Below are 20,399 nucleotides of genomic sequence, written 5' to 3'. Positions count from 1 at the left end.
GTGCCAACGACGGCCGGGCGGTCAGCGTGTCACTGGTGACGTACGCCAGATCCATCACCGGGTCGGTGAACGTGATCGAGATCGGCAGGGTGACCGGGATTCCGTCCGGCAACGGCAGGTCCGGGGTCAAGGTGAGCTTGATGCCGAGCAGCTTGCCGACGAACCGGGTGGAGTAGAAGGCCACGTCACCGCGGACGGTCAGCCGGTCGGTCTTGTATCGCTGGGTGCGCCCGTCGGGGCCGTCGGCGACCAGCAGGAAGTCGTCGGTCACCGCCTCCCGCATGCTGAACTTCAGCACCTTGAGGCTGCCCTTCTCGGTCCGCAGTTCGGTGGTCCCGTCGAACCGCAGCCCGGTCATGGTGACCTTGGAGCCGGTGAGCTTGGACGGCATCTGGCCCACCATTGGCAGATTCGGGTCGGCCGCGATGCGGGGCAGCGGCTTGCCCGGCTCCGCTTTGTCTGGCTTGTCGGGTGTCGTGGCCCCGGGCTTTTCTGACCCGCCCGGGTTCGGTGACGGGCAGGCCGTGGACCCGGGACGGTCCGTCGGCCTGACTGTCGGCTTCGCCGACGGGCTGGCGGTCGGGGTAGCCGACGGCGTCGCGGTCTTCTCGTTGCGTCCACCGGTGAGCAGGTCCCCGATCTCGTCCAGGATGTCGGTGATGATGTTGCCGTCCCGCTCCGGGCTGGCGCTCGGTGTCGGGGTCGGCGTCCTGGTGATGGGAGTGGTGGCGCTGGGCGACGGCGCGCCGGACCGGGACGGGGTCGGGCAGGCGGTCGCGGCGGGTCGGGTCGGTGCGGCCTGCACCGCTCTGGGCTGGGTGGCCAGGCCGGTCGCGGCGAGGCCCAGCACCAGCAGTGCGACTCCGAACACCCGAGGATCAGCAGAACGTCCCGGCCACTCGGGGGGTGCGCCCGCGTCGGTCGCGTCGCCCGCCGGGCGGTCCACCGGTTCGCCGGCCGCGTCGGCCTGCACGAGTCCGATCCGCTCCGTGTCGAGCCGTTCGACTCTGCGCTGCTCGGCGTGGGGCTGATCCGCGTCCGCCTGATCCGTGCCGTGCTGATCCGCCTCCGCCTGATCCGCATCGACCCGTTCGGCGACGGGCAGTTCGGTGTCGGACAGTTCAGCAACGGTTGGCGCGGGTCGGATCGGGGTCCAGGCGAAGGCGAGCGCGCTGCCGACGATGCCGAGCAGCAGACCGACGAAGAAGCCGCCGAGGTTGAGTCCGATCAGCGAGTAGACCGATGTGACCGCCGCGACGACCGAGTAGAACAGCCGCTGCGCCGGGCTCAACCAGAGCAGCAGGGCGCAGGTCACCAGGATGACCGGGATCAGGAGCGAGAGCAGACCGGTGGCTCCGCTGTGGAAGCTCAGGCCGTTGATCGTCATCCGGGTGGAGGCGAACATCGCCACCCCAGCCAGGGCGATGAAGAGACCACCCCAGAACGGTCGGCTCCGCTGCCAGCGGCGGAAGGTATGCCACGCCTGGGCCGCACCGCCGGGCCGGGCGTGGGACGCGTTCGCGGTTGTCACGTACTCCTCCTGGCGGAGCGGGACGGGGACAGGGCCGGGGCCCGCGGTGGTCGGCCAGCGCGGACCCAGTCACCTCAGAAGCACTCCTTGCCCTTGGCGTCATCGCCCACGTTGACCTTCAACCGGAGGCCGACCAGGTTGAAGGTGGCCGCCGTGGTGTAGCGGGACACCTGCTGCAGGTTCGTGATGGTGACGTGGTCGGAATTCTGGCCGAACGAACCCTTCTGCGCCGTCGCGTTCAGGTCCGTCGCGTCCCGGCCAATCTTGATGTTGGTGAACGTCGCGTTGCCGTCGAGCGAGTCCATGGCGATCAGCAGGTCCTTGGCCCGGGCAGGCTCCTTGCCCTCACCGGCGTTGATGGTGAGCACCACCGGCAGGCCGGGCAGGTCGGAGCGGACGGACTGGCAGAGGTTGTAGAGCTCTGCGCTGCTGATCTCGGCGACGGCGATCGGGTGGGTCTTGCCGTTCTCACCCTTCTCGCGGACGACGCCGCCGTACTGCTTGAAGCCGTCGCCCTCGAGACGGGCCGCGCCGATCTTGAACGTCTGTCCGGACACGGTGACGTCGGACGCGATGGCGCCGGTCGACATGCCGAACAGGATGGCGCCGACGGCGGCGGTGGCGGGGACCGCCATGGCGGCGAACCGCCGCCACCGGGTACGACCCTGATCCTCAAACCGATCCTGCACGGGTTCCTCCTCAGGTGGCCGGTCCCGGACTGGCGGCCTCGCACCGGGCCCGTCATGTGTTACCGGCGGGTAACGATCGAGCCTGATCGTGCACCCGTTGCGGCGCGGCTCACAACCCCCTGGCCATCCGGCGGTAACACGAGGGCGACCCAACAGCAGCTCGACGTCACGAATCGTGGAATTACCCGTGTGGATAGAAGCCTCTCCGTATGGCAAATACGGCAAAACCCTGCTCCCCGACAGCGGAGAGTGGCAGCGCATCGACGAATTACAATTCAATAACGGATGTAAAGTACGCAGGTCGCGGAGAGCCGTTCGGCTCGTCCTCTCGTCCGAACATCCAGGCGATCCCGGAGACAGCAGGACCCCACCGAACGGCCCAAGGTCCTAGGGTTTCGGCGTGCATCTGAACGACGTGCGACGCCACTGGACCAAGCTCGGAGCTGAAGATCCACTCTGGGCCGTACTCGTTGAGCCCGGCAAACGCGGCGGACGGTGGGACGTCGGGGAGTTCCTGGCCACCGGCCGCACCGACGTCGAGGAGACGACCGGCCAACTTCGCCAACTCGGTCTGCCCACCCGCTGGGAGCGGGTGCTCGACTTCGGCTGCGGCGTCGGGCGACTGTCGCAGGCACTCGCCCCACACGCGGACGAGGTCGTCGGTGTGGACATCGCTCCGACCATGCTGGAGGCCGCCCGGCGACTGAACAGCGCCGAGAACATCCGGTTCGTCCTCAACGACGCACCGGACCTGAGCCAGTTTCCCGATGGTCACTTCGACCTGATCTACAGCGCCCTGGTGTTGCAACATCTGCCGCGCCCCGCGATCGATCACTATTTGGCCGAGTTCCTGCGCGTGTTGCGGCCAGGCGGCACCGCCGTCGTCGGGTTGCCGACCGAGCGGGGGCGTACGGCCAGGGGCATCGTCTGGCATCTGGCGCCGTCCCGCCTGATCAGCTGGGCACAGTGCCACCTGCTCAACTATCCGGCGCCGATGAAGATGACGGTCGTCCCGCACACCGACATGGTGCGACTCATGGCCGCACACGGCGGGGACATCGTCGGGCAGTGGCGCGATCTGCTGTACAGCGAGGACTGGGTCTGCACGCGGTACGCCGTGCGCCGCGCAGGGCATTAGAGGCAGGTGCCGCTCCACGACTGAGGGGTGGACCGCATCGCGGCCCACCCCCCGGTCGTGCTTCCTGTCGTACCCGTCAGCGCTGCTCCACCTCGCCGTGCGCCGCGCGCTGGGTCGGCACCGTCGGGTCCTCGGACTTCCAGTTCGTCGACGCCGGCGGGATCTCGTCGGTCAGTGGACCGCCTGCGGGCTCGGTCCTGGGCTGCTCGGCGGTCTCCGCGTCGCGTACCGGTTCCTGGTCCACCCGGGTCCGAGTCGGGTCGGTGCCGGGTGCCACAGCCGGGTCGGCGCGGTGCCGGGCAGCACCGTCGTTGGTCCGCGTCACCAGCCATACGCCGACGACGAGGGCGATCAGACCAAGGACGCCGGCGGCGATCGGGCCCCAGAAACTGATCAGGCCGATCTTGAAGCGGTTGTCCTTGACCGTGTCGACACTGCGAGTGACAGTGTCGTCGTTGTAGTTGAAGTCCGCGTCCAACAGCACCGTGGCGGTGCCGGTGTCGGGGCGCAACTCCTTGTTCTGCTGTTCCCGGACGTTCACGTAGGAGCCGGTCACCGGGTCGATCCAGAGCGTACGGGTGTTGCTGTAGACGATCTGACCGCTGGTGGCGCCGGGGGCGAACCTGCCGAGCAGCGGCTTGAGGCTCGCCTCCGGGGTGTTCAACACCTCGTTCTCGATTCGCTGCTCGAAGCGGTACGCCTCGATGCCCTTGATCTTTTCCGTGCCGACGAACTTGGCCGGGACGGCCCGCTTCAGGTCACGGTCGAAAACCTGGTAGGCCCGCTTGTCGGTGCCGAACGGGAACTTGTAGATCTGGCCGGAGTAACTCACGTTGCCGACCGGAGTCTGCTCCGCGCCGCTCTCGTTGAGCCACTGCTCCTTCCACGGGGCGGCCGCGCCGGAGATCCGGTCGAGGGCCAGCTCGGTGCTGTACTGGCTGACCACATCCGAGGTGTCGGAACGCCTGACCGTCTGGTAGACGTCCCAGATCACCGCGTCGCCCTTGAGTTCCTCGGGTAGCCGGTCCCTCGTGTCGTCCGGCTGAGGAATGACCTCGACGCTGGAGACGAGGTCACCTTGCAGGACCTCGATGCTCACCGACTCGCCGACACGAGTGATCTTCAGGAACTTGGCGTTCTTCGCCTCCGCGACGGACGTCGTTGGTTCAAGATCATAAGGGAGCTTGGTCACGGAGGGGGCCACGTAGAACGGCAGCCCAGCCGCGAAGACCAGCAACAAAACACCGAGCCCGAAGAGCGCGGCGCCCACGCGAAGCTTCACTCATCCTCCTGTAGCCTGCCGCCCTACGACCTGTTGTCCGGGGCACCCGATCCTTAACATGGCGGGAGGTTACTCCCCGGTCACCTTCAAAGCGACCCCCTGGATGTCCAGATGTCCACAGCCGCCGCGCCAACAGTTCCGCAGACTTCGGTAACCGACCGACTCCCCGCCCTCGACGCGCTGCGAGCAATTGGCGCTGTGGCGGTCGTCGGTCACCACGTCGGGTTTCAGACCGCCGCCACCATGAACACCACGTGGGGCGGATGGCTGGCCCGGCTCGACGTCGGCGTTGCCATCTTCTTCGTGCTCTCCGGATTCCTGCTGTTCCGACCGTGGGCACTGAGCGCCGCAACGGGACAGGCCCGACCGCGCGCCGGGCGGTACCTCTGGCGGCGGGCCCTACGAATCCTGCCGGCCTACTGGCTGGCGGTGCTGGTCTGCCTGATCGTCCTGCCGCAGAATCAGCCGGCGTCCGCTGGTGACTGGATTCGCCACCTCACCTTCACCCAGATCTACGGGCCGGGCCAGTTGCGCTCCGGGCTCACCCAGACCTGGAGCCTCGCCACCGAGGTCGCGTTCTATCTGATCCTGCCGCTGGTAGCCGTGCTCGCTGTTGGTCGGTCATGGCGTCCCGTCCGAACCGTCGTGATCGTCTGCGGGGGTTTGTTGATTACTGCGGGATGGCTCGCCCTCTTGGGGTTCGGCTGGCTCAGCAACGGCCTGCACACCATGTGGCTCCCCTCGTACGCCGCCTGGTTCGGCGCAGGGATGGCCCTGGCGGCGGCGCACGTCGCCCTGCGCACCGGGACCGCGCCCGTCGCCTTCCGCGTACTGGACGACCTCGCCTCCGCACCGATTGCCTGCTGGGCAGCGGCGGTCGGCCTGATGGCGATCGCGACGACGCCCATCGCCGGCCCCCGCGACCTCGCCGGCCCGACAGCCTCCGAGTTCGCCGTCAAGCTGGCCCTCTACCTCGCGATCGCGACACTGATCCTGATCCCGGTGGCCTTCGGTGGGCGGACGCGGGTCAAGGAGGTCTTCGGCGCCGAGTCCGCCCGATGGCTCGGCACCGTCTCGTACGGACTGTTCCTCTGGCACCCGCTGGTCATCGAATTGATCTACCTGATCGACGACCGACCGCTCTTCACCGGCGGGCTGTTCAACACCTTCGCGCTCACCATGGTCTTCGGTCTGGTGTACGCCACCGTCAGCTACTACGGCGTCGAGCGGCCCCTGCAGGTGCTCGGATCGCAGCGTCGAAAGCGACCGGCCAGGCGCGGGCAGGCGTCCGGCACACCCGCCGTCGACGTGGCCGCACCGGCAGTCGCGGCGCCGACGGTCACGCCGGCACCCACGGTCAACGCGTAGCGCCAGTCGATCAGCGCTGCCCCATAGGGGCATTGCCGGCCGGCATCCCAGCCCCTAGTGTGACGCGCGTCCCTAAATTACTTGAGAGTAGGGTTCGCGTGGAGCGTCGCTTCGGCATGCCCGGACACGTGCTGTTCCTCAACTGGCGAGACACCCGTAACCCCGAGGGTGGCGGTTCCGAGGTGTACGTGGAACGGATCGCCGCCGAGTTGGTGTCGCGCGGTTTCCGCGCCACCCTCTTCTGCGCCGCCCACAGCGAGGCACCCGGCGACGAGGTCAACGAGGCAGGCGTCCGGCTGGTGCGGCGCGGCGGCAGACACACCGTCTACCTCTGGGCGGCGCTCTGCTACCTGGCCGGCGCAGTGGGCGTAGGCCCAATGTCGAGCCGCCGGGGCGGCCGGCCCGACATCCTGGTCGACGTCTGCAACGGGTTGCCGTTCCTCTCCCCGCTGTGGACACGGCGCCCGGTGGTCAAGCTGATCCACCACGTGCATCGCGAGCAGTGGCCGGTGGTCCTTCCGCAGTGGGCCGCCCGGTTCGGCTGGTGGGTCGAGTCGTCGCTCGCCGTGCGCGTCTACCGGCGGTGCCGATACGTCACCGTCTCCGAGGCCACCCGTAGAGAACTGGCCGTGCTGGGAGTACCGCCGGAGCAGGTCGCCGTGGTGCACAACGGCACCCCGGCGCTGCCCCGCACCGACGCCGAGCGGGCGCCGTTCCCGCTGCTCGTGACGCTGAATCGGCTGGTGCCACACAAGCGGGTCGAGGTGGCGTTGCGGGCGGTCGCGGCCCTCGCCGACGAGTTGCCTCAGCTGCGGCTGGTCGTCGCCGGCCAGGGCTGGTGGGAGTCGCACCTGCGCGAGCTCGCCGCGGAGCTGGACATCACCGAGCGGGTGGATTTCCGGGGCTTCGTGACGGAGGAGGAAAAAGCCGCTCTGCTCGCCTCGGCCTGGGTCGCCCTGACCCCGTCACTCAAGGAGGGCTGGGGCCTGACGATTGTCGAGGCGGGTTCCGCGGGCACGCCAACGGTCGCGTTCCGGGAAGCGGGCGGGGTCGCCGAAGCTGTCGTGGACGGGCGTACCGGCCTGCTGGCCGATGACATCGACGATTACCTGGCGAAGGTGCGCACACTTCTGCACGAGGACGAAATGCGGCGGGAGATGGGGGCGCAGGCCCGGGAGCACGCGGCGAGCTTCACCTGGCAGGCCGCGGGTAGGCACTTCGCGGACCTGCTGGACGGTGTGGAGTCGCCCCGCCCAGTGCAGCAGCGGGGCGAGCCGTCCTACCTGTCGCCGTAGACCACGGGGGCGTACGGGTCCTTCTTTCCGGCACGCTTGGCCGCTTCCGAAACACTCTTGGCCTCGTTGGCCGCCTCTTTGTCGGTGGCGGTCGCGGCGGCCGAGAGCCCGCCGAGGGCCAGGATCCCCAGCAACGCCGCCACCATGCCGGAGACGACCAGGGTCAGAGCTCTACGCATGCCAATCCTCCAATGGCGAGACGTGCGAGCGGACGTTACCACGCAGTAGGGCGCCGGTGTAGTGCCGAAATGGCGGCAGCCATGACCACCAGAAGGGCAGCGCCGAGCGCCATCACGACTGCCCACGCACCTCGTCCTGGGGGGTTCGATTCCGGAGGAACAGCGGGATTTCGGTAGAGGGTGAGAGACGGTCCCTCGTGAACGGCTTCGAGATCACGAAGGGTCGCAGGGTCGACCTCGCTGGGCAGTTGGTGATGCACCACCACCCAGCGCACGCCGGTGGCCGAGACGGGCCGCCCTTCGGCCAACACCCGGCGCACCTCGCGGAGCCGTGGATTCTCCCCGGCCACCGCGACATCGCCGACCCGCAGTGTGTCGTCGGTCAGCACCGTCCCCGGCAGATAGCGCGGCAACGGATCCAGGACGACACGTCCCGGGTTCCACGGGTAGGCCCGGTAGGCGGACAGCGGCAGCGCGAGGATCTCCCCGGGCTCGCCGGCCACCCGCTCGGCGACCACCTGCCAGTCCGCCGGATAGCTCACCGGACGAAGCCGGCCGGCACCGCCGAAGGCGAGGTCCGGCATGACGGCCACCGGCAGGAGCAGCAGGCCGACCAGAACCACCCCCGCCACCTCCCGGTCGATCCTGGACACCAGCCGCTCGGCTCCCAACGCGGCACACACCACCAGCAGCAGGGCGTACGGGGCCAGGAACTTCTGGCCGTCTCGAAGCAGCCCCGCACCCGGCAGATGCACCACCGCCCAGCGCAACGCGGCGGCCCCGCCGGGGAGCACCCCGAGGGCAGCGAGAATGCAGGCGATCCCAGCGAGCACCGCCAGCCGCACCGCCGCACCCGGGGGCAGCCGACGCCGCAGCAGGCCGCCACCGACACCGGCCAGGATCAGCAGGAGCAGAGTCGCCAGCGGCACCAGCGGTGCCGCGCGACTGGAGGGGGTCGCCTGTGCGCTCCAGACGCCACCCGTACCCGCGAGCGCCACCAGCGGACCGGCCCAGTTCTCCGAACGCGCCGCGAACGCCGCCACCCCCGCCGGATCGGATGACCCGCCGGCACCGGTGACCAGGGCCGCGGTCACCCAGGGGGCGTTGAGTAACGCGATGCCGCCCACCACGAGCGCCGACCGGCGAAGGCGCGTCCGGTCCCACACCAGCAGGACCACCGTGCCCAACGCGATCAACCCGCCGGTCGGGGTGATCGCGGCGGGAGCGGCGGCGAGCACCACCCGAGCGAGCGCGCCGTCACGACCCGCTCGCAGGTCCAGCGCCGCCCGGACCAACCAGGGCAGCGCGGCGTACGCGAGCAGCAGCCCCCACTGTCCGATCAGCAGCCGCTCGGCAAGGTAGGGCGTCCACGCGTACGCCACCGCGGCGAGCAACCGGACCGCGAGCCGTTCGGTCGGCACCAGACGGCCGGCGCCGACCGCGGCCAGGAGAACCGCCCCACCGAGCGCCACCCGCTGCACCGCCCAGCCGGGCACGAGCTGGGTGACCAGGGACATCAGTGCGTCCATCGGCACCGCCCGGGGCAGAGTCTGCGCCGGGGCGACGAGATCCCAAGTCAACGGCTGCCGGGGTACGAACACCATGTCGTACAGCAGCGCGTAGCCGGGTGCCGCGAGCGGGGCCAGCACCAGCACCGTGACAGCCGCCGCAACGGCGTACAGCGGCAGCGCGTCCCGCACCCGCCGCACCGGTGGGGCCCCGACGCCGGTGGTCTGCTCAACCATTCACGGTGCCGGCACCGCGCGGCCGACGGTGATCAGTTGGGTGCACACCCTGACCCCCGAGGTGCTCACGGTGACCTCGACGGCGTCCCCAGCCCCCTCCAGCAGGAAGAACACGTCGTTCAGCCCCCGCTTCAGGGTGATCACCCGGACGCTGTCCCCGAGACGGAAGATTGCCGTCGAGTCGCCCGAACTGACATAGCCGAAATGGATCGCGTACGGCCACTCCTCCAGGTACCCGTCCAACGGGATCCGGGCGGGCTGACCACCCTCCGCCAGGTGCCCACAGTCGGGCACCGTGCCGGGCACGACCTTCCGCCCCTGAACCACGACCGGACGAATCCGGCCGAAGTCGTCGAACATGAACGGTTTCTCGGCCTCCTCCACGAAGGTGGGTCGACGCTCGGCCGGGCGGAAGAAGTGCGACTGGAGATTGTCCGGCCAGAAGTAGCCGGCGATGACGCGGTCCGGGACGGTGGTTTCCAGGAAAACGGTGCCCGGCGCCGCGGCGGCAAGCTCGATCTGCGTCGTCGCGAGGTAGTCCCGTCCGTACTTGGTGCTCCAGTTGTCCCCGAAACGGGCCGTGCTCCACAGCGTGCCCACCCCGATGGTGGCCAGGACGACGATTATCGAGACCAGGCCGACCGCGAAGGCACCCGGCTCCCGCAGAACGGTCGGCACCGGCCACGCGGACACGTCCTCCTCATCGGCGTCCTTCGTCCCCAACAGGGCCGCGCCGACACAGATCGCGGCGACCAGCACCACGTCGGCGACGTACCGGGGAATGATGCCCACGAACGAGCCGAGCGGCCCACCGAGGCGGGTCACGGCGAAGAGCGCGGCGACCAGCCCGAGGTAGCACGCGAGCAGCAGCCAGGCCCGCCGGGCCGACGGGCGCCGCCGCGCGGTGACCACGATGAGAGCCCCCAGCACCGCCCAGGACAGCCACTTGGCGATGTCGTACGGGTTCACGGCCGGAGGACCGTCACCGGCGTACGCCCAACGCCAGGGGCCACCGAGCAGACCCGGAACGACGGTTTCGCCGACCAGATCACCGAGGAATTTGAGGACCTGACCGACGGATGTGGGCTCGTCCAACTCGCGGGCGGGACGGGTCAGATAGAACGCCAGGTACGCCCCCGAGAGCGCACCGAGCACCAGCCACGCCGGCCAGTGTCGGCGGACCGTCGTCACCAGGCTGCGCCAGGCGCCGCCCGACGTGAAGAGGAAGACGGTCAGCAGGAACAGCAGCGGCACGATCAGCAGGGACTTGGTGTCGAAGAGCAGGCCGAACACCACCCACAGGACGACCGCCACGAGGTGCCGCAGCCGGCCGGTCCGCACGTACCAGACCTGGGCCGTCGCCGCCATGACCAGGGCCAACTGCATCGGCATCACGAGCAGCCCGACCAGCCACAGCGAGGAAACCTCGAGCGTCAGCGGGCTGAACACGAACAGGCACAGCGGGATGAGCAGCCCCCAGCCCGGCCGGAGCAGATGGCGCAGCAAGCGGTAGACGGCGAACCCGATCGCCGCCTGGCCGACCGCCAGCAGCACCACCCAGGGCCAGGTGACAAAGCCCGCCACCCGCACCATCGCCCACGCCACCAGCAGGCCGCCGGGCATGAGGTGGTTGTTGAAGGTACGCAGGAGGAAGTCCGCGTCCAACCGGGTGTCGAGGACCTGGGCAGCGATGACGAACTCGTCCTGCGAGAACCAGCCACGGGTGGCAAGGCCGGCGCGCCACGCGACGGACACGACGATGAGGGCGATCGCTACCGCGCGGACGCGGTCGGCACGGAACCATCGGCCGACCGGCCCCGGCCGGTCGCCATCGGACGCGACGCGTTCCGGACGCGTCTCGGCCTCAGCTTCTGGCATTGACATGGTCGGCAGCCTGCCACACGCTTACACGCCGTGGGGACGGCCGTTCTCCCGATAACGCCACCGCAGCGCCCCTGGTCGCCCGTCCGTGCCCGGTCCGGATAACGTCGCGCGACAGTCGTCGGCTGCAGGTGCGCGTCCGGCCGGTGAAGACAGGAGCCGAAATGCGTGCAGAGGTGACCAGTGGCGCCGCCCCGGGGTCCAGTCGAAGCCGGCACACGGCCCGACGGTTCCGGCACCTGGTCATCTGCATCGCGCTGACCGCCCTCGCATTCCAGCAGGCCCCGGGTCAGGTCGTTCCCGACACCAAGGTCGACCTGAGCGTCAACCCGGCCGGCTGGCTGCTCCGCTCGCTGCACCTCTGGGACCCCACCGGCACGTTCGGTCAGCTACAGAACCAGGCATACGGATATCTCTGGCCGATGGGCCCGTTCTTCCTGCTCGGATCGGAACTCGGCCTCGCGCCGTGGGTGGTCCAGCGGCTGTGGTGGGCGCTGATCTTCTGTGTCGCCTACCTGGGAGTGGTACGGCTGGCGGGCAGGCTCGGCATCGGCACGCCCGCCGGACGCATGATCGCCGGTGTCGCCTTCGCGCTGTCACCCCGCATCCTCACCCAGCTCGGCTACGCCTCGGTGGAGTCCTGGCCCAGCGCCATCGCCCCCTGGGTACTCATCCCGCTGGTGGGCCTCGCCCGCGGCACCCCCCTGCGGCGCGCCGTCGCCGGGTCGGCCGTCGCCGTCGCCTGCGCCGGTGGAGTCAACGCCACAGCCGTGGCCGCGGTAGTGCCACTCGCCCTGCTCTGGCTCGCCACCCTCCAACCCGTACGCCGCCGCGTCACCGCCATCGCCGCCTGGTGTGGCGCGGTGGCGCTGGCCACGGCGTGGTGGTTGATTCCGCTGCTCGTTCTGGGGCGGTACAGCCCACCCTTCCTGGACTACATCGAGACCGCCCGGAACACGACCAGCGTCACTGACGCGGTGACGACGCTCCGCGGCGCCTCCTACTGGCTCGCCTACCTGGCCTCCCCGTTCGGGTCGATCCTTCCGGCCGGCGCACGACTCGCCAACGAGGCGCTACTGGTCGCCGCCACCCTGGTGGTCGCCGCCCTCGGTGTGCTCGGGCTGTCCCGACGGGGGATGCCGCACCGCCGGTTCCTCATCACCGGTCTGGTGCTCGGCGTCGCGCTCGTCGGTCTCGGGCACGTCGGTGACCTGCCGAACATCCTCGCCGGGCCGCAGCGGGAGTTCCTCGACGGCGTCGGCGCACCCCTGCGCAACGTGCACAAGTTCGACGTCCTGCTCCGCCTGCCCCTGGCCCTGGGCATGGCGCACCTGATCGGCCTGGCCGTCCGCGCGGCACGCACCGCGCCCGAGCAGCATCGCCCACGAACGGTCGCGCGCGCCTGGCTCACGGCCGGGGTGGCCATGGTCGCCGTCACGGCGGTTGCCACGCCCGCACTTGCCGGCGGTCTCGCCACGCCAACCGGCGTCAAGGCGGTGCCCGGCTACTGGCATGAGGCCACCGACTGGCTCGACGCGAACACCGGGCGCGGGCGGGTGCTCGTCGTACCCGGGGCACGCTTCCCCTCGTACGACTGGGGCAACACCACCGATGAGATCGCCCAGCCGCTGCTGAACAGCAGGTGGGCGGTACGCAACGCCATCCCCTTCACCCCACCGACCACGATCCGGCTGCTGGACGCGATCGAGTCGACACTCGCCACCGGCTCCGGCTCGACCGGGCTGGCCGACCTGCTCGCCCGGTCCGGGATCAGCCACGTCCTGTTCCGCGCCGACCTTGACCACGGCCGCTCCGACACGGCCCGCCCGGCAGTGGTCCGGCAGGCGCTGGAGCGCTCACCCGGGTTGACCCGCGTCACCTCCTTCGGCCCCCTGCGCGGCGGGCCCTCGTCCCCGGACGAGTTCCGCGACCAGGGGCTCGACGTGCCGGTCCGGGCGTTGGAGGTCTACCGGGTCGACCGGCAAGTCGAGCCGGTCGTCGCATACGACAGTGACGCCGTGACCACCGTGGTGGGCGGCCCCGAATCGCTCCTCGACCTCGCCGCGGCAGGGCAGCTCGGCGCGGCGCCAACGGTCCTCGCGGGCGATGCGGCGGCTGCCGGCGTTGCCGGTCCGGTCGCGATGACCGACGGGCTGCGCAGGCGGGACGTGTCATTCGGCCGAGCGCGCGACAACGCCTCACAGACCCTCACCGCCGACGACACCTTCGAGGTGACGGCACCCGCCCACGACTACCTGCCCGAGTGGGGAGCGCAGCAGTCCACCGTCGCTCGTTTCGAGGGCATCAGCGCGATCCGCGCGTCGACCGCCCGCTCGCAGGTGGACTCCCCCGGCGGCGCCCGCCCCGAGCACCAGCCGTACGCGGCGATGGACGGCAATCCCGAAACCTCCTGGCAGTCCGCGCCGTACTCGCCCAGCGACCGCCAGTGGGTCGAGGTGGACCTCGCCAACCCGACACGGGTCACCCGGGTCGAGGTCTGGTTCGACGTGAAAGCCGACGCCCTGCCCACGAAGGTGACCGTCACCGCCGGGTACGAGAGCCGCACCGTCGAACAGTTCAGCGACCACATGGTCTTCGAACTACCCGGCGTCCACGCCACCCGCGCGGTCCAGATCACGATCGACGACGCGTACGACCTCCGCTCGCTCGGCAACAGGTCGGTCGGCATCGCCGAGATCAAGATTCCCGGCATCCAGACCAGCCGGACCCTCGTCCTTCCCGCCGCACCGGCCACCGACCGGCCGGCGACCGTCGTCGTGGCGGCGGCGCCCACCACACCGGCCTGCTTCTCCGTCGACGGCCACCCTCGCTGCTCCACCGACGCCGTCCGCGGTTCCGAGGACGCCTCCACCATCGACCGGACCCTCACCCTGCCCGCCGCCGGCGCGTATGACGCCAAGCTGTGGGCGCGGCCGACGGCCGGCCCGGACCTGGACAACACTCTCGACAAGCTGGTGGCCGACGCACAGCCGCTGCGCCTCGCCGCGCAGGTCAGCGCCTCCTCAACGGCCGTTGCCGACCCGACCGGTCGGGCCGGCGCGGCGCTCGACGGGGACCCGACCACCAGTTGGTCACCGGCGGTCAGCGACGAGGCACCGATCCTGCGCCTCACGTGGCTCAAGCCGCAGACCATCACCGGGCTCAGGTTCTCCGTCGCCGACGGCGCAGCCGCCACCCGCCTCGGCAGTGTGCGGGTGGTCGGCGACGACGGTTTCCGAAGCAGCTTGCTCGGCGACGACGGGTTCCTTCGCCTGGACCCGCCGATGCGGACCGACGAAATCACCATCCAGTTCCTCGACAAGCCGTCCGCCACGAGCACGGACCCGTACAAGCTGCGGTTGCCGGAGAAGCTGCCCGTCGCGGTCGGCGAGGTGACCGTGCTGCCCGGAGCGACCATCGTCAAACCGCGCCTCGACGCACCCCTGACGCTGGCCTGCGGGTCGGGCCCGACGCTGCAGATCGGCGCGTCCCGGGTGACCACCACGCTCCGCGGCACACTCCGCGACCTGCTGGAACTGCGCGAGATGCCGGTGACGCCGTGCGGGCGGGCCACGCCCCGACAGCTTGACCTGGGCCGCGGTGAGCATCGCCTCGTGACCACACCGAGCAAGCTCGCGTCGCCGACTCGGGTCGCCCTGGTGCCGCGGACGCCCACGCCGACCCCGGCGGCGGTCGCCGGCACCATTGAGGTGGGCTCCTGGGGAGCCACCGAACGACGGGTACGGGTGGTCGATCACCCCGTCGACCGCGTACTCGCCGTGCGGGAGAACACCAACACCGGCTGGGAGGCGACCATCGGCGGGCGGACGCTGAAGCCGCTGGTGGTGGACGGATGGCAGCAGGGCTGGATCCTTCCCGCTGGCACCTCCGGGGAGGTGGTACTCCGCTTCGCCCCGGACACGACGTACCGGGCGGGCCTTCTGCTCGGCGGCATCCTGCTGGCGGTGGTGGTCCTCCTCGCGGTGCTGCCCGCCCGGCAGCCCACCGGGCGCACGTCGTCGACCGCCGTACCGCGGGGCCGTCGTCGGGTCACCCGATCCCTGCCGTTGTTGGCCGTCGGTGCCGCCGCGCTGGTGTTGTGGAGCGGTTTCATCGGCGGACTGTTGGTCGCGGCGGGGTTCATGCTGGCGGTACCCGGCCCACGCCGCCTGCCCTGGCCAGCCGACCCACGTCGGGCCAGGACGATCAGCCGGGCCGTCGAGACGTGGCTCCCCGGCGTGCTCGTCCTGCTCGCCGGGTGGCTCTATCTCAATTCGACGCAACGCAACACCGACGCCCTGTTGCAACTCATGATCGTCGTCGCCCTGGGCGCTCTCTGGCTCTCCACCACCGCCCGACGGCGGCCCGTACGCCGGGCCAGGCCGACCGCCGTGACCTCGGCCGTTGCGGCGACTGCGCTGGTCGGGGAGGAGTCAAACCCGGACCCGACCGAACCTGACCCGACCAAGCCGGACCCGGCGGGGCCGGCCGACGGGCAGCTTCCGACCTTCTCGGAGGTCACGTGAGCCCTCGGCGACCCGTCCGTCCGACGGCAATGGAGCGGACGGCGGAGACGGAGCGGACGGCGGAGGCGGAGGATCCGGGCCGACGGAACAACGGTCTGGGCGCCGCAGGGATCAGCATCACCCTGGCCGGGGTGCTGGTCAACGGCCTGGCCTACCTGGTGCCGGTCCTGGCCGCCCGGCGGCTGGACCCGGCCGACCTCAGCGTGCTCGCCGCCGCCCTCGGTCTGGTGGCCATCGTCGGTGTGCCCGGGCTCGGCCTGCAACTGGCCGTCGCCGTGCACCGCGCCCGGCACGGCGCATCCGACACTCGGCGGCTCACCGCGGTCACCGCCGCAGTGTGCGCGGGAACCCTCGTCGCGGCGACACCCCTGCTGGTCATCGCCCTGGATCTCCCGGTCGAGATGCCCGCGCTGCTGGCGGTCACCACCGCGGCGATCGTGCTCTCCTCGCGCTCCCTCGGAGAGTTGCAGGGAAGCCAACGCTTCGTACGACTCGCCATCGGGATGGCGGTGCTCGCCGCCGGCCGCTACGGCGGCGTGATCGCCGGGTTGCTGCTCGGCACGGGCCCGACCGGCGCGCTGGCGGTCGGCGCGTTGACCGCCGCCCTCACCCCTGCGGTGCTGGCCCGACTCGCCCGCGAGCCGCAACGGTCGTCCACCGCCCCACGGCTGACCGTCGCTCAGGTCGTTGCCGGCTGCGGTGCGACACTGGCGATGCTCGTCGTCTCCTACGCCGACCTGCTGCTGTCCCGGCAACTGCTGCCCCCGTCGGATTCCGGGGCGTACTCGGTCGGCACCGTCCTGAGCAAGGGCGCGCTCTGGGCACCGCAGGTAGCCGCCGTCCTCGCCCTACCGAGGCTGGCCCGCGGTGACCGGCGCAGCCGAACTGTCGCGCTCGCGGTGACAGGCGGGTGCGGCGTGGTGCTCGTTCTCGCCTCGACGCTCGCCGGGGGGCTCGCCTTCCGTCTCGCCGGTGGGCCCGGCTACGACCACCTGGGCCGGTACGCGCCCCTCTTCGCCGCGGTCGGTGCGCTCTACGCGGTGACGTTCGTGCTGCTCAACGACCGCCTCGCGGCCGGCGCGCGCTGGGCGGCGGCACCGCTGTGGCTGGGCGTGGCCGGCCTGGTGGCCGTCACCGCGACCCTCCGGCCCCACACCGTCCCCGGTCTCCTCCTCGCGGCCCTGGGCACGGCCATCGGCACCACCGCGCTGATGGCGGTGACGGCGCGTCGGCCCGCCCCGGTTCCGGCGGCCGACCCGACTAGCCCTCCGCCAGCCAGTCCGTCAGCAGTCGGTGGTCGATCGAGTCCACCCGACCGAGCGGGCGACCCGAGGCCACCCGGTCCCGCAGCTCCGCCCGGGTGAACCAGCGCGCCTCCAGCAACTCCTCGCCGTCCACGCGTACCTCGTCGGAGGTGGCGGTGGCCCGGAAGCCCACCATCAGGCCGGCGGGGAACGGCCACGCCTGTGACCCCTGGTAGGTCACATCGGTGACGGTCACGCCCGCCTCCTCGCCCATCTCCCGACGGACCGCGTCCTCCAGGCTCTCGCCGATCTCGACGAAGCCGGCCAGCGTCGAGTACGCGTCCTCGGCCCCGCCCGCGTGCCGGGCCAGCAGACAGCGCCCCGACCGACCGGGTGCCTCGACCAACACGATGATGGCCGGCTCGATCCGGGGGAACAGCAGACGTCCGCACCCCGTGCCGGTGCAGGTTCGCAGGTGCCCGCCACCGCCGGCGACGGCCGGCGCGCCACACGTCCCGCAGAATCGCTGCTGCCGGTGCCAGTGCAACAAACCCCTGGCGTACGCCAGGACGGCCGCCTCGCCGTGTTCGAGCCGCCCGACCAGTGCCCGCACGTCGACGGACCGCACCGCACCGGCCATCTCGACGGCGGACTGCTCGGGTAGCGCCGAGAGGTCCGCTGCGAACACGGCGGCCTCCCCGTCGAGCCCCAGGAAGACGGTCTCGCCGGCGGCGGACCGGACCAGTGCCGCGCGTTCCACGCTGAGCCGGACCGGCCCGTGCCCGTCGACGAGACAACGGTCCCGCCACATCGGCAACAGCACGGCGGTCGACCCGGTGAGCAGCGCGTCCAACCGCGTCGGATCGGTGCGCAACGGTCCCGCCCGGTCCAGCGATCCGCCCCCGTACGCCAACACCCGCTCCGCAGTGCCCACCCGGTCACCGTGCCACGTCGATGATCGGCCGTCGGCACCGCCCCCGGGCCGATGCGACACGCCGACCGACACGCGGTAGCAGCGCCGGCTGGGCGCAGCCGACGAGGACGGCCGGGCATTCGTTACCGTAGGTGGCTCCGGGAGGGAGGACCTCCCGCGGCACCCTGGCGATCGAGGTTGCAGTGACGCTGTACGGCGAAAACAGTCCACCCGCCGACGACCGGCCCACCGTGCAGGTCACCGCGGTCACCTGGCCGGACGGACCTGAGCCGGTCACCACAGCCGCCCCCGGCGAGCCGGACGGCGGCCCGCGCCGGCCGCGTCGGGTGCGCATGCTGCTCGCCGCGGGCATCACCGGTGGCGTCCTCGCCGCCGTGGCGGGTGCCGGCGCCTGGGCGTACGCCGGTGATGTTCCCCGTGGCACCAGCGTGCTCGGCACCGAACTGGGCGGCCGGAGCCGCGCGGACGCCGACCGGGAGTTGCGGGCGGAGCTGGACCGGCGGGCGGCAACGCTGGCCACACCGCTGAAGGTCACCGTCGACGGGCGCACCGCCGAGATCAACCCCGCCGACGTGGGGCTGACCGTCGACGTGCCGGCGACCGTCGCGGCAGCCGCCGAGGCCGACGCACACCCGGTCAGCCGGTTGGTCGGCTCCCGCACCGTCGAGCCCGTGGTGACCGTCGACGTGGACCGGTTGGACGACGCCCTCCGTAAGGTGCTCGGCGACCAGGCCCAGGGCATGACGATGCCGGCGATCACCTATCAGGGCACCACGCCGAAGGTCGTCCAGCCCAAGCCCGGGTTGGCTCTGAACCCGGAGCGTTCCGCCGAGGTGGTCCGCACCGGCTGGTTGGCCGGCGCCCCGGTCACCGTTCCCCTTGTGGAAACCCACCCGGCGACCACCGCCGAGGAGTTGGACCGGATGGTCAGCGAGCTGGCGAAGCCCGCGGTCGCCGCACCGGTCACCCTGCGGACGAACAAGGGCCAGGTGACGATCCCGCCCGCCGCCATCGCGAAGAGCCTCCGGTTCGGTGCCGACAAGACCGGCAAGCTCACCCCCTCGGTGGACGTCAAGCGGCTGCGGGCGGCGCTCGGCGACAAGCTGACCGCCATCGAGGTGCCGCCGAAGGACGCCACGATGACCATCTCCGGTGGCCGGCCGACCGCCAAGGAGGGGAAAGCCGGGCAGCAGCTGGACACGGCAGCCCTCGGTCGAGACCTGCTGGCCGCGCTGCCGAAGGTGGACGGCCGCGAGGTGACCGGCGAGTTGAAGCCGACGCCGCCGCAACTCACCGGGGAGAAGCTCGCCGGGCTGGGCATCAAGGAGCGGGTGTCGACCTTCACCACCCGGTTCACCGGCGGCATGGCCTCGTCGCGCAGCCAGAACATCGCGACCATCGCGAGGAAGGTCGACGGCACTGTCGTACTGCCGGGGAAGACGTTCTCGCTCAACGGGCACACCGGCGAACGCGGCTACGCCCAGGGCTACCGGGACGCACCCGTCATCCTCGACGGCAAGCTGGTGCCGGGCGTCGGCGGCGGCACCTCGCAGTTCACCACCACCCTGTTCAACGCCACCTACTACGCGGGCCTGGAGGACGTCGAGCACAAGCCGCACTCGTACTGGTTCGACAGGTACCCGGCGGTCATCGAGTCGACAATCTTCTGGCCGAATCTGGACTTCAAGTTCCGCAACAACACCGAGTACGGCGTGCTCATCGACACGTCGTACACGTCGAGCACGATCACCGTGTCGATCTGGAGCACGAAGATCTACGACAGCGTGAAGACCGAGTACGGGCCGCGCCGCAACATCACCACGCCGAAGCAGATCCACCTGACTCCCGGCCCCTCGTGCATCGAGACCAACGGCATCAACGGCTTCACCCAGGACGCCTTCCGGGTCATCAAGAAGGGCGGCGCGGTGGTCAAGCGGGAGAAGTTCACCTGGCGCTACGACGCGGAGCCCCGCTACGTCTGCGGTCCGAAGACGTCCTGAAGCCCGAGTCCGGCTGGAGTCTGGGGTCAGCTCAGGTCTCGGGTCAGCTCGGCGGCGTTGTCGCCGAGCTCATTGCGCTTGCCACCCTGTGGTGGCATCGGTACAGCGCGACTCTCCTGCACCCGGATCTCGGCCCGGAAACGGTGCGCCGCGGGGTGCCACATCTCCTCGAACGGACCCATGACCTCGCCACCGATACCCCGGCGACGAACCCGGGACGCGAGCCACCAGAGGGTGCCCAGGACCGCCGCCAGGCAGCCCACGAACACCACCATTATCAGGACCTCATCCACAGGCCGAGCCTAGCCCTGGGCGCCAGGCCCAGCGCCGAACCACAAACCCCAGGACGTCGGCCCTTGCCCTCTATCCCCTGACCTGACCCCCTCACCCGCAAGATCGTCCAACATCCTGGATGTAGTGGTATCCACACGCCACGAAACGACTACAACCAGGATCGAGCGTGACCTTGACGGGTCTCCGGGGTCAGGGGGACCTGATGACCCCCGGAAAAAGGGCGGAGACGCAGAGAAGCCCACCCCGAATTGGGGTGGGCTTCTCTGGAAGATTGTCCGGCGGCGTCCTACTCT

The 20,399-nt window shown here is 70.6% G+C and carries 14 protein-coding genes; 6 read left to right on the top strand and 8 right to left on the bottom strand.

What is annotated here, in order from left to right:
- The coding region (locus tag AB0B48_RS21175) for a DUF6114 domain-containing protein (RefSeq protein WP_357204050.1) at nucleotides 1-1,531 on the bottom strand (1,531 nt) is incomplete at its 3' end.
- 74 nt (nucleotides 1,532-1,605) lie between these two features.
- Complete coding sequence (locus tag AB0B48_RS21170; protein ID WP_357204048.1) at nucleotides 1,606-2,220, bottom strand: DUF6230 family protein; 615 nt, start codon at nucleotides 2,218-2,220, stop codon at nucleotides 1,606-1,608.
- A 400-nt stretch (nucleotides 2,221-2,620) separates the two neighbouring features.
- Here AB0B48_RS21170 and AB0B48_RS21165 point away from each other — a divergent pair, with 400 nt between their 5' ends.
- On the top strand, nucleotides 2,621-3,358 hold the full coding sequence (locus AB0B48_RS21165) for a class I SAM-dependent methyltransferase (protein WP_357204046.1): 738 nt from the start codon (nucleotides 2,621-2,623) through the stop codon (nucleotides 3,356-3,358).
- Nucleotides 3,359-3,434: 76 nt separating this feature from the next.
- Here AB0B48_RS21165 and AB0B48_RS21160 read toward each other — a convergent pair whose 3' ends face one another.
- Nucleotides 3,435-4,640: a DUF3068 domain-containing protein gene (locus tag AB0B48_RS21160; RefSeq protein ID WP_357204044.1), complete on the bottom strand. Its 1,206-nt coding sequence runs from the start codon at nucleotides 4,638-4,640 to the stop codon at nucleotides 3,435-3,437.
- Between the two features lie 111 nt (nucleotides 4,641-4,751).
- Between AB0B48_RS21160 and AB0B48_RS21155 the strand changes: the two genes are divergently transcribed.
- Nucleotides 4,752-6,008: an acyltransferase gene (locus tag AB0B48_RS21155; RefSeq protein WP_357204042.1), complete on the top strand. Its 1,257-nt coding sequence runs from the start codon at nucleotides 4,752-4,754 to the stop codon at nucleotides 6,006-6,008.
- A 116-nt stretch (nucleotides 6,009-6,124) separates the two neighbouring features.
- Nucleotides 6,125-7,303, top strand: coding sequence for a glycosyltransferase family 4 protein (locus AB0B48_RS21150; RefSeq protein ID WP_357204052.1), 1,179 nt, complete (start codon nucleotides 6,125-6,127; stop codon nucleotides 7,301-7,303).
- On the opposite strand, the gene AB0B48_RS21145 is transcribed toward AB0B48_RS21150, so the two are convergent.
- From AB0B48_RS21145 to AB0B48_RS21135, 3 genes are read right to left on the bottom strand one after another with little or no spacing between them, the layout of a single operon-like run.
- Nucleotides 7,288-7,482, bottom strand: coding sequence for a hypothetical protein (locus tag AB0B48_RS21145; protein WP_124858362.1), 195 nt, complete (start codon nucleotides 7,480-7,482; stop codon nucleotides 7,288-7,290). The two genes, AB0B48_RS21150 and AB0B48_RS21145, sit on opposite strands and share 16 nt — an antisense overlap.
- A 35-nt stretch (nucleotides 7,483-7,517) precedes the next feature.
- Nucleotides 7,518-9,227 (bottom strand): hypothetical protein, encoded by a 1,710-nt coding sequence (locus AB0B48_RS21140; protein ID WP_357204039.1) that lies wholly within the window; start codon nucleotides 9,225-9,227, stop codon nucleotides 7,518-7,520.
- On the bottom strand, nucleotides 9,228-11,111 hold the full coding sequence (locus tag AB0B48_RS21135) for a hypothetical protein (RefSeq protein ID WP_357204037.1): 1,884 nt from the start codon (nucleotides 11,109-11,111) through the stop codon (nucleotides 9,228-9,230).
- A gap of 161 nt (nucleotides 11,112-11,272) precedes the next feature.
- Here AB0B48_RS21135 and AB0B48_RS21130 point away from each other — a divergent pair, with 161 nt between their 5' ends.
- Together AB0B48_RS21130 and AB0B48_RS21125 are read left to right on the top strand one after the other, a co-directional pair.
- Nucleotides 11,273-15,634 carry an alpha-(1->3)-arabinofuranosyltransferase gene (locus tag AB0B48_RS21130; protein ID WP_357204035.1) on the top strand — a complete coding sequence of 1,454 codons (4,362 nt, stop codon included), beginning with the start codon at nucleotides 11,273-11,275 and terminating at the stop codon, nucleotides 15,632-15,634.
- Nucleotides 15,631-16,998, top strand: coding sequence for a polysaccharide biosynthesis protein (locus AB0B48_RS21125; protein ID WP_357204033.1), 1,368 nt, complete (start codon nucleotides 15,631-15,633; stop codon nucleotides 16,996-16,998). Before AB0B48_RS21130 ends, AB0B48_RS21125 begins: the two co-directional genes overlap by 4 nt.
- Here the strand turns inward: AB0B48_RS21125 and nudC are convergent.
- Nucleotides 16,895-17,812 (bottom strand): NAD(+) diphosphatase, encoded by a 918-nt coding sequence (gene nudC / locus AB0B48_RS21120; RefSeq protein WP_357204031.1) that lies wholly within the window; start codon nucleotides 17,810-17,812, stop codon nucleotides 16,895-16,897. The two genes, AB0B48_RS21125 and nudC, sit on opposite strands and share 104 nt — an antisense overlap.
- Nucleotides 17,813-17,994: 182 nt before the next feature.
- On the opposite strand from nudC, the gene AB0B48_RS21115 reads away from it, so the two are divergent.
- Nucleotides 17,995-19,812, top strand: coding sequence for a VanW family protein (locus tag AB0B48_RS21115; RefSeq protein WP_357204029.1), 1,818 nt, complete (start codon nucleotides 17,995-17,997; stop codon nucleotides 19,810-19,812).
- A gap of 26 nt (nucleotides 19,813-19,838) precedes the next feature.
- Here the strand turns inward: AB0B48_RS21115 and AB0B48_RS21110 are convergent, their stop codons facing one another.
- On the bottom strand, nucleotides 19,839-20,105 hold the full coding sequence (locus AB0B48_RS21110; RefSeq protein WP_357204027.1) for a hypothetical protein: 267 nt from the start codon (nucleotides 20,103-20,105) through the stop codon (nucleotides 19,839-19,841).
- Nucleotides 20,106-20,399 lie beyond the last annotated feature (294 nt).

The organism is Micromonospora sp. NPDC049089, assembly GCF_040648775.1.
GTDB lineage: Bacteria > Actinomycetota > Actinomycetes > Mycobacteriales > Micromonosporaceae > Micromonospora.
This window is presented reverse-complemented; position numbering and strand designations above follow the sequence as displayed.

What these genes read in the sequence shown, in the direction of transcription:
- AB0B48_RS21155 (WP_357204042.1), top strand. Translation starts at nt 4,752, where the DNA reads ATGTCCACAGCCGCCGCGCCAACAGTTCCGCAGACTTCGGTAACCGAC.
- AB0B48_RS21150 (WP_357204052.1), top strand. Translation starts at nt 6,125, where the DNA reads ATGCCCGGACACGTGCTGTTCCTCAACTGGCGAGACACCCGTAACCCC.
- AB0B48_RS21145 (WP_124858362.1), bottom strand. Translation starts at nt 7,482, where the DNA reads ATGCGTAGAGCTCTGACCCTGGTCGTCTCCGGCATGGTGGCGGCGTTG.
- AB0B48_RS21140 (WP_357204039.1), bottom strand. Translation starts at nt 9,227, where the DNA reads ATGGTTGAGCAGACCACCGGCGTCGGGGCCCCACCGGTGCGGCGGGTG.
- AB0B48_RS21135 (WP_357204037.1), bottom strand. Translation starts at nt 11,111, where the DNA reads ATGTCAATGCCAGAAGCTGAGGCCGAGACGCGTCCGGAACGCGTCGCG.
- AB0B48_RS21130 (WP_357204035.1), top strand. Translation starts at nt 11,273, where the DNA reads ATGCGTGCAGAGGTGACCAGTGGCGCCGCCCCGGGGTCCAGTCGAAGC.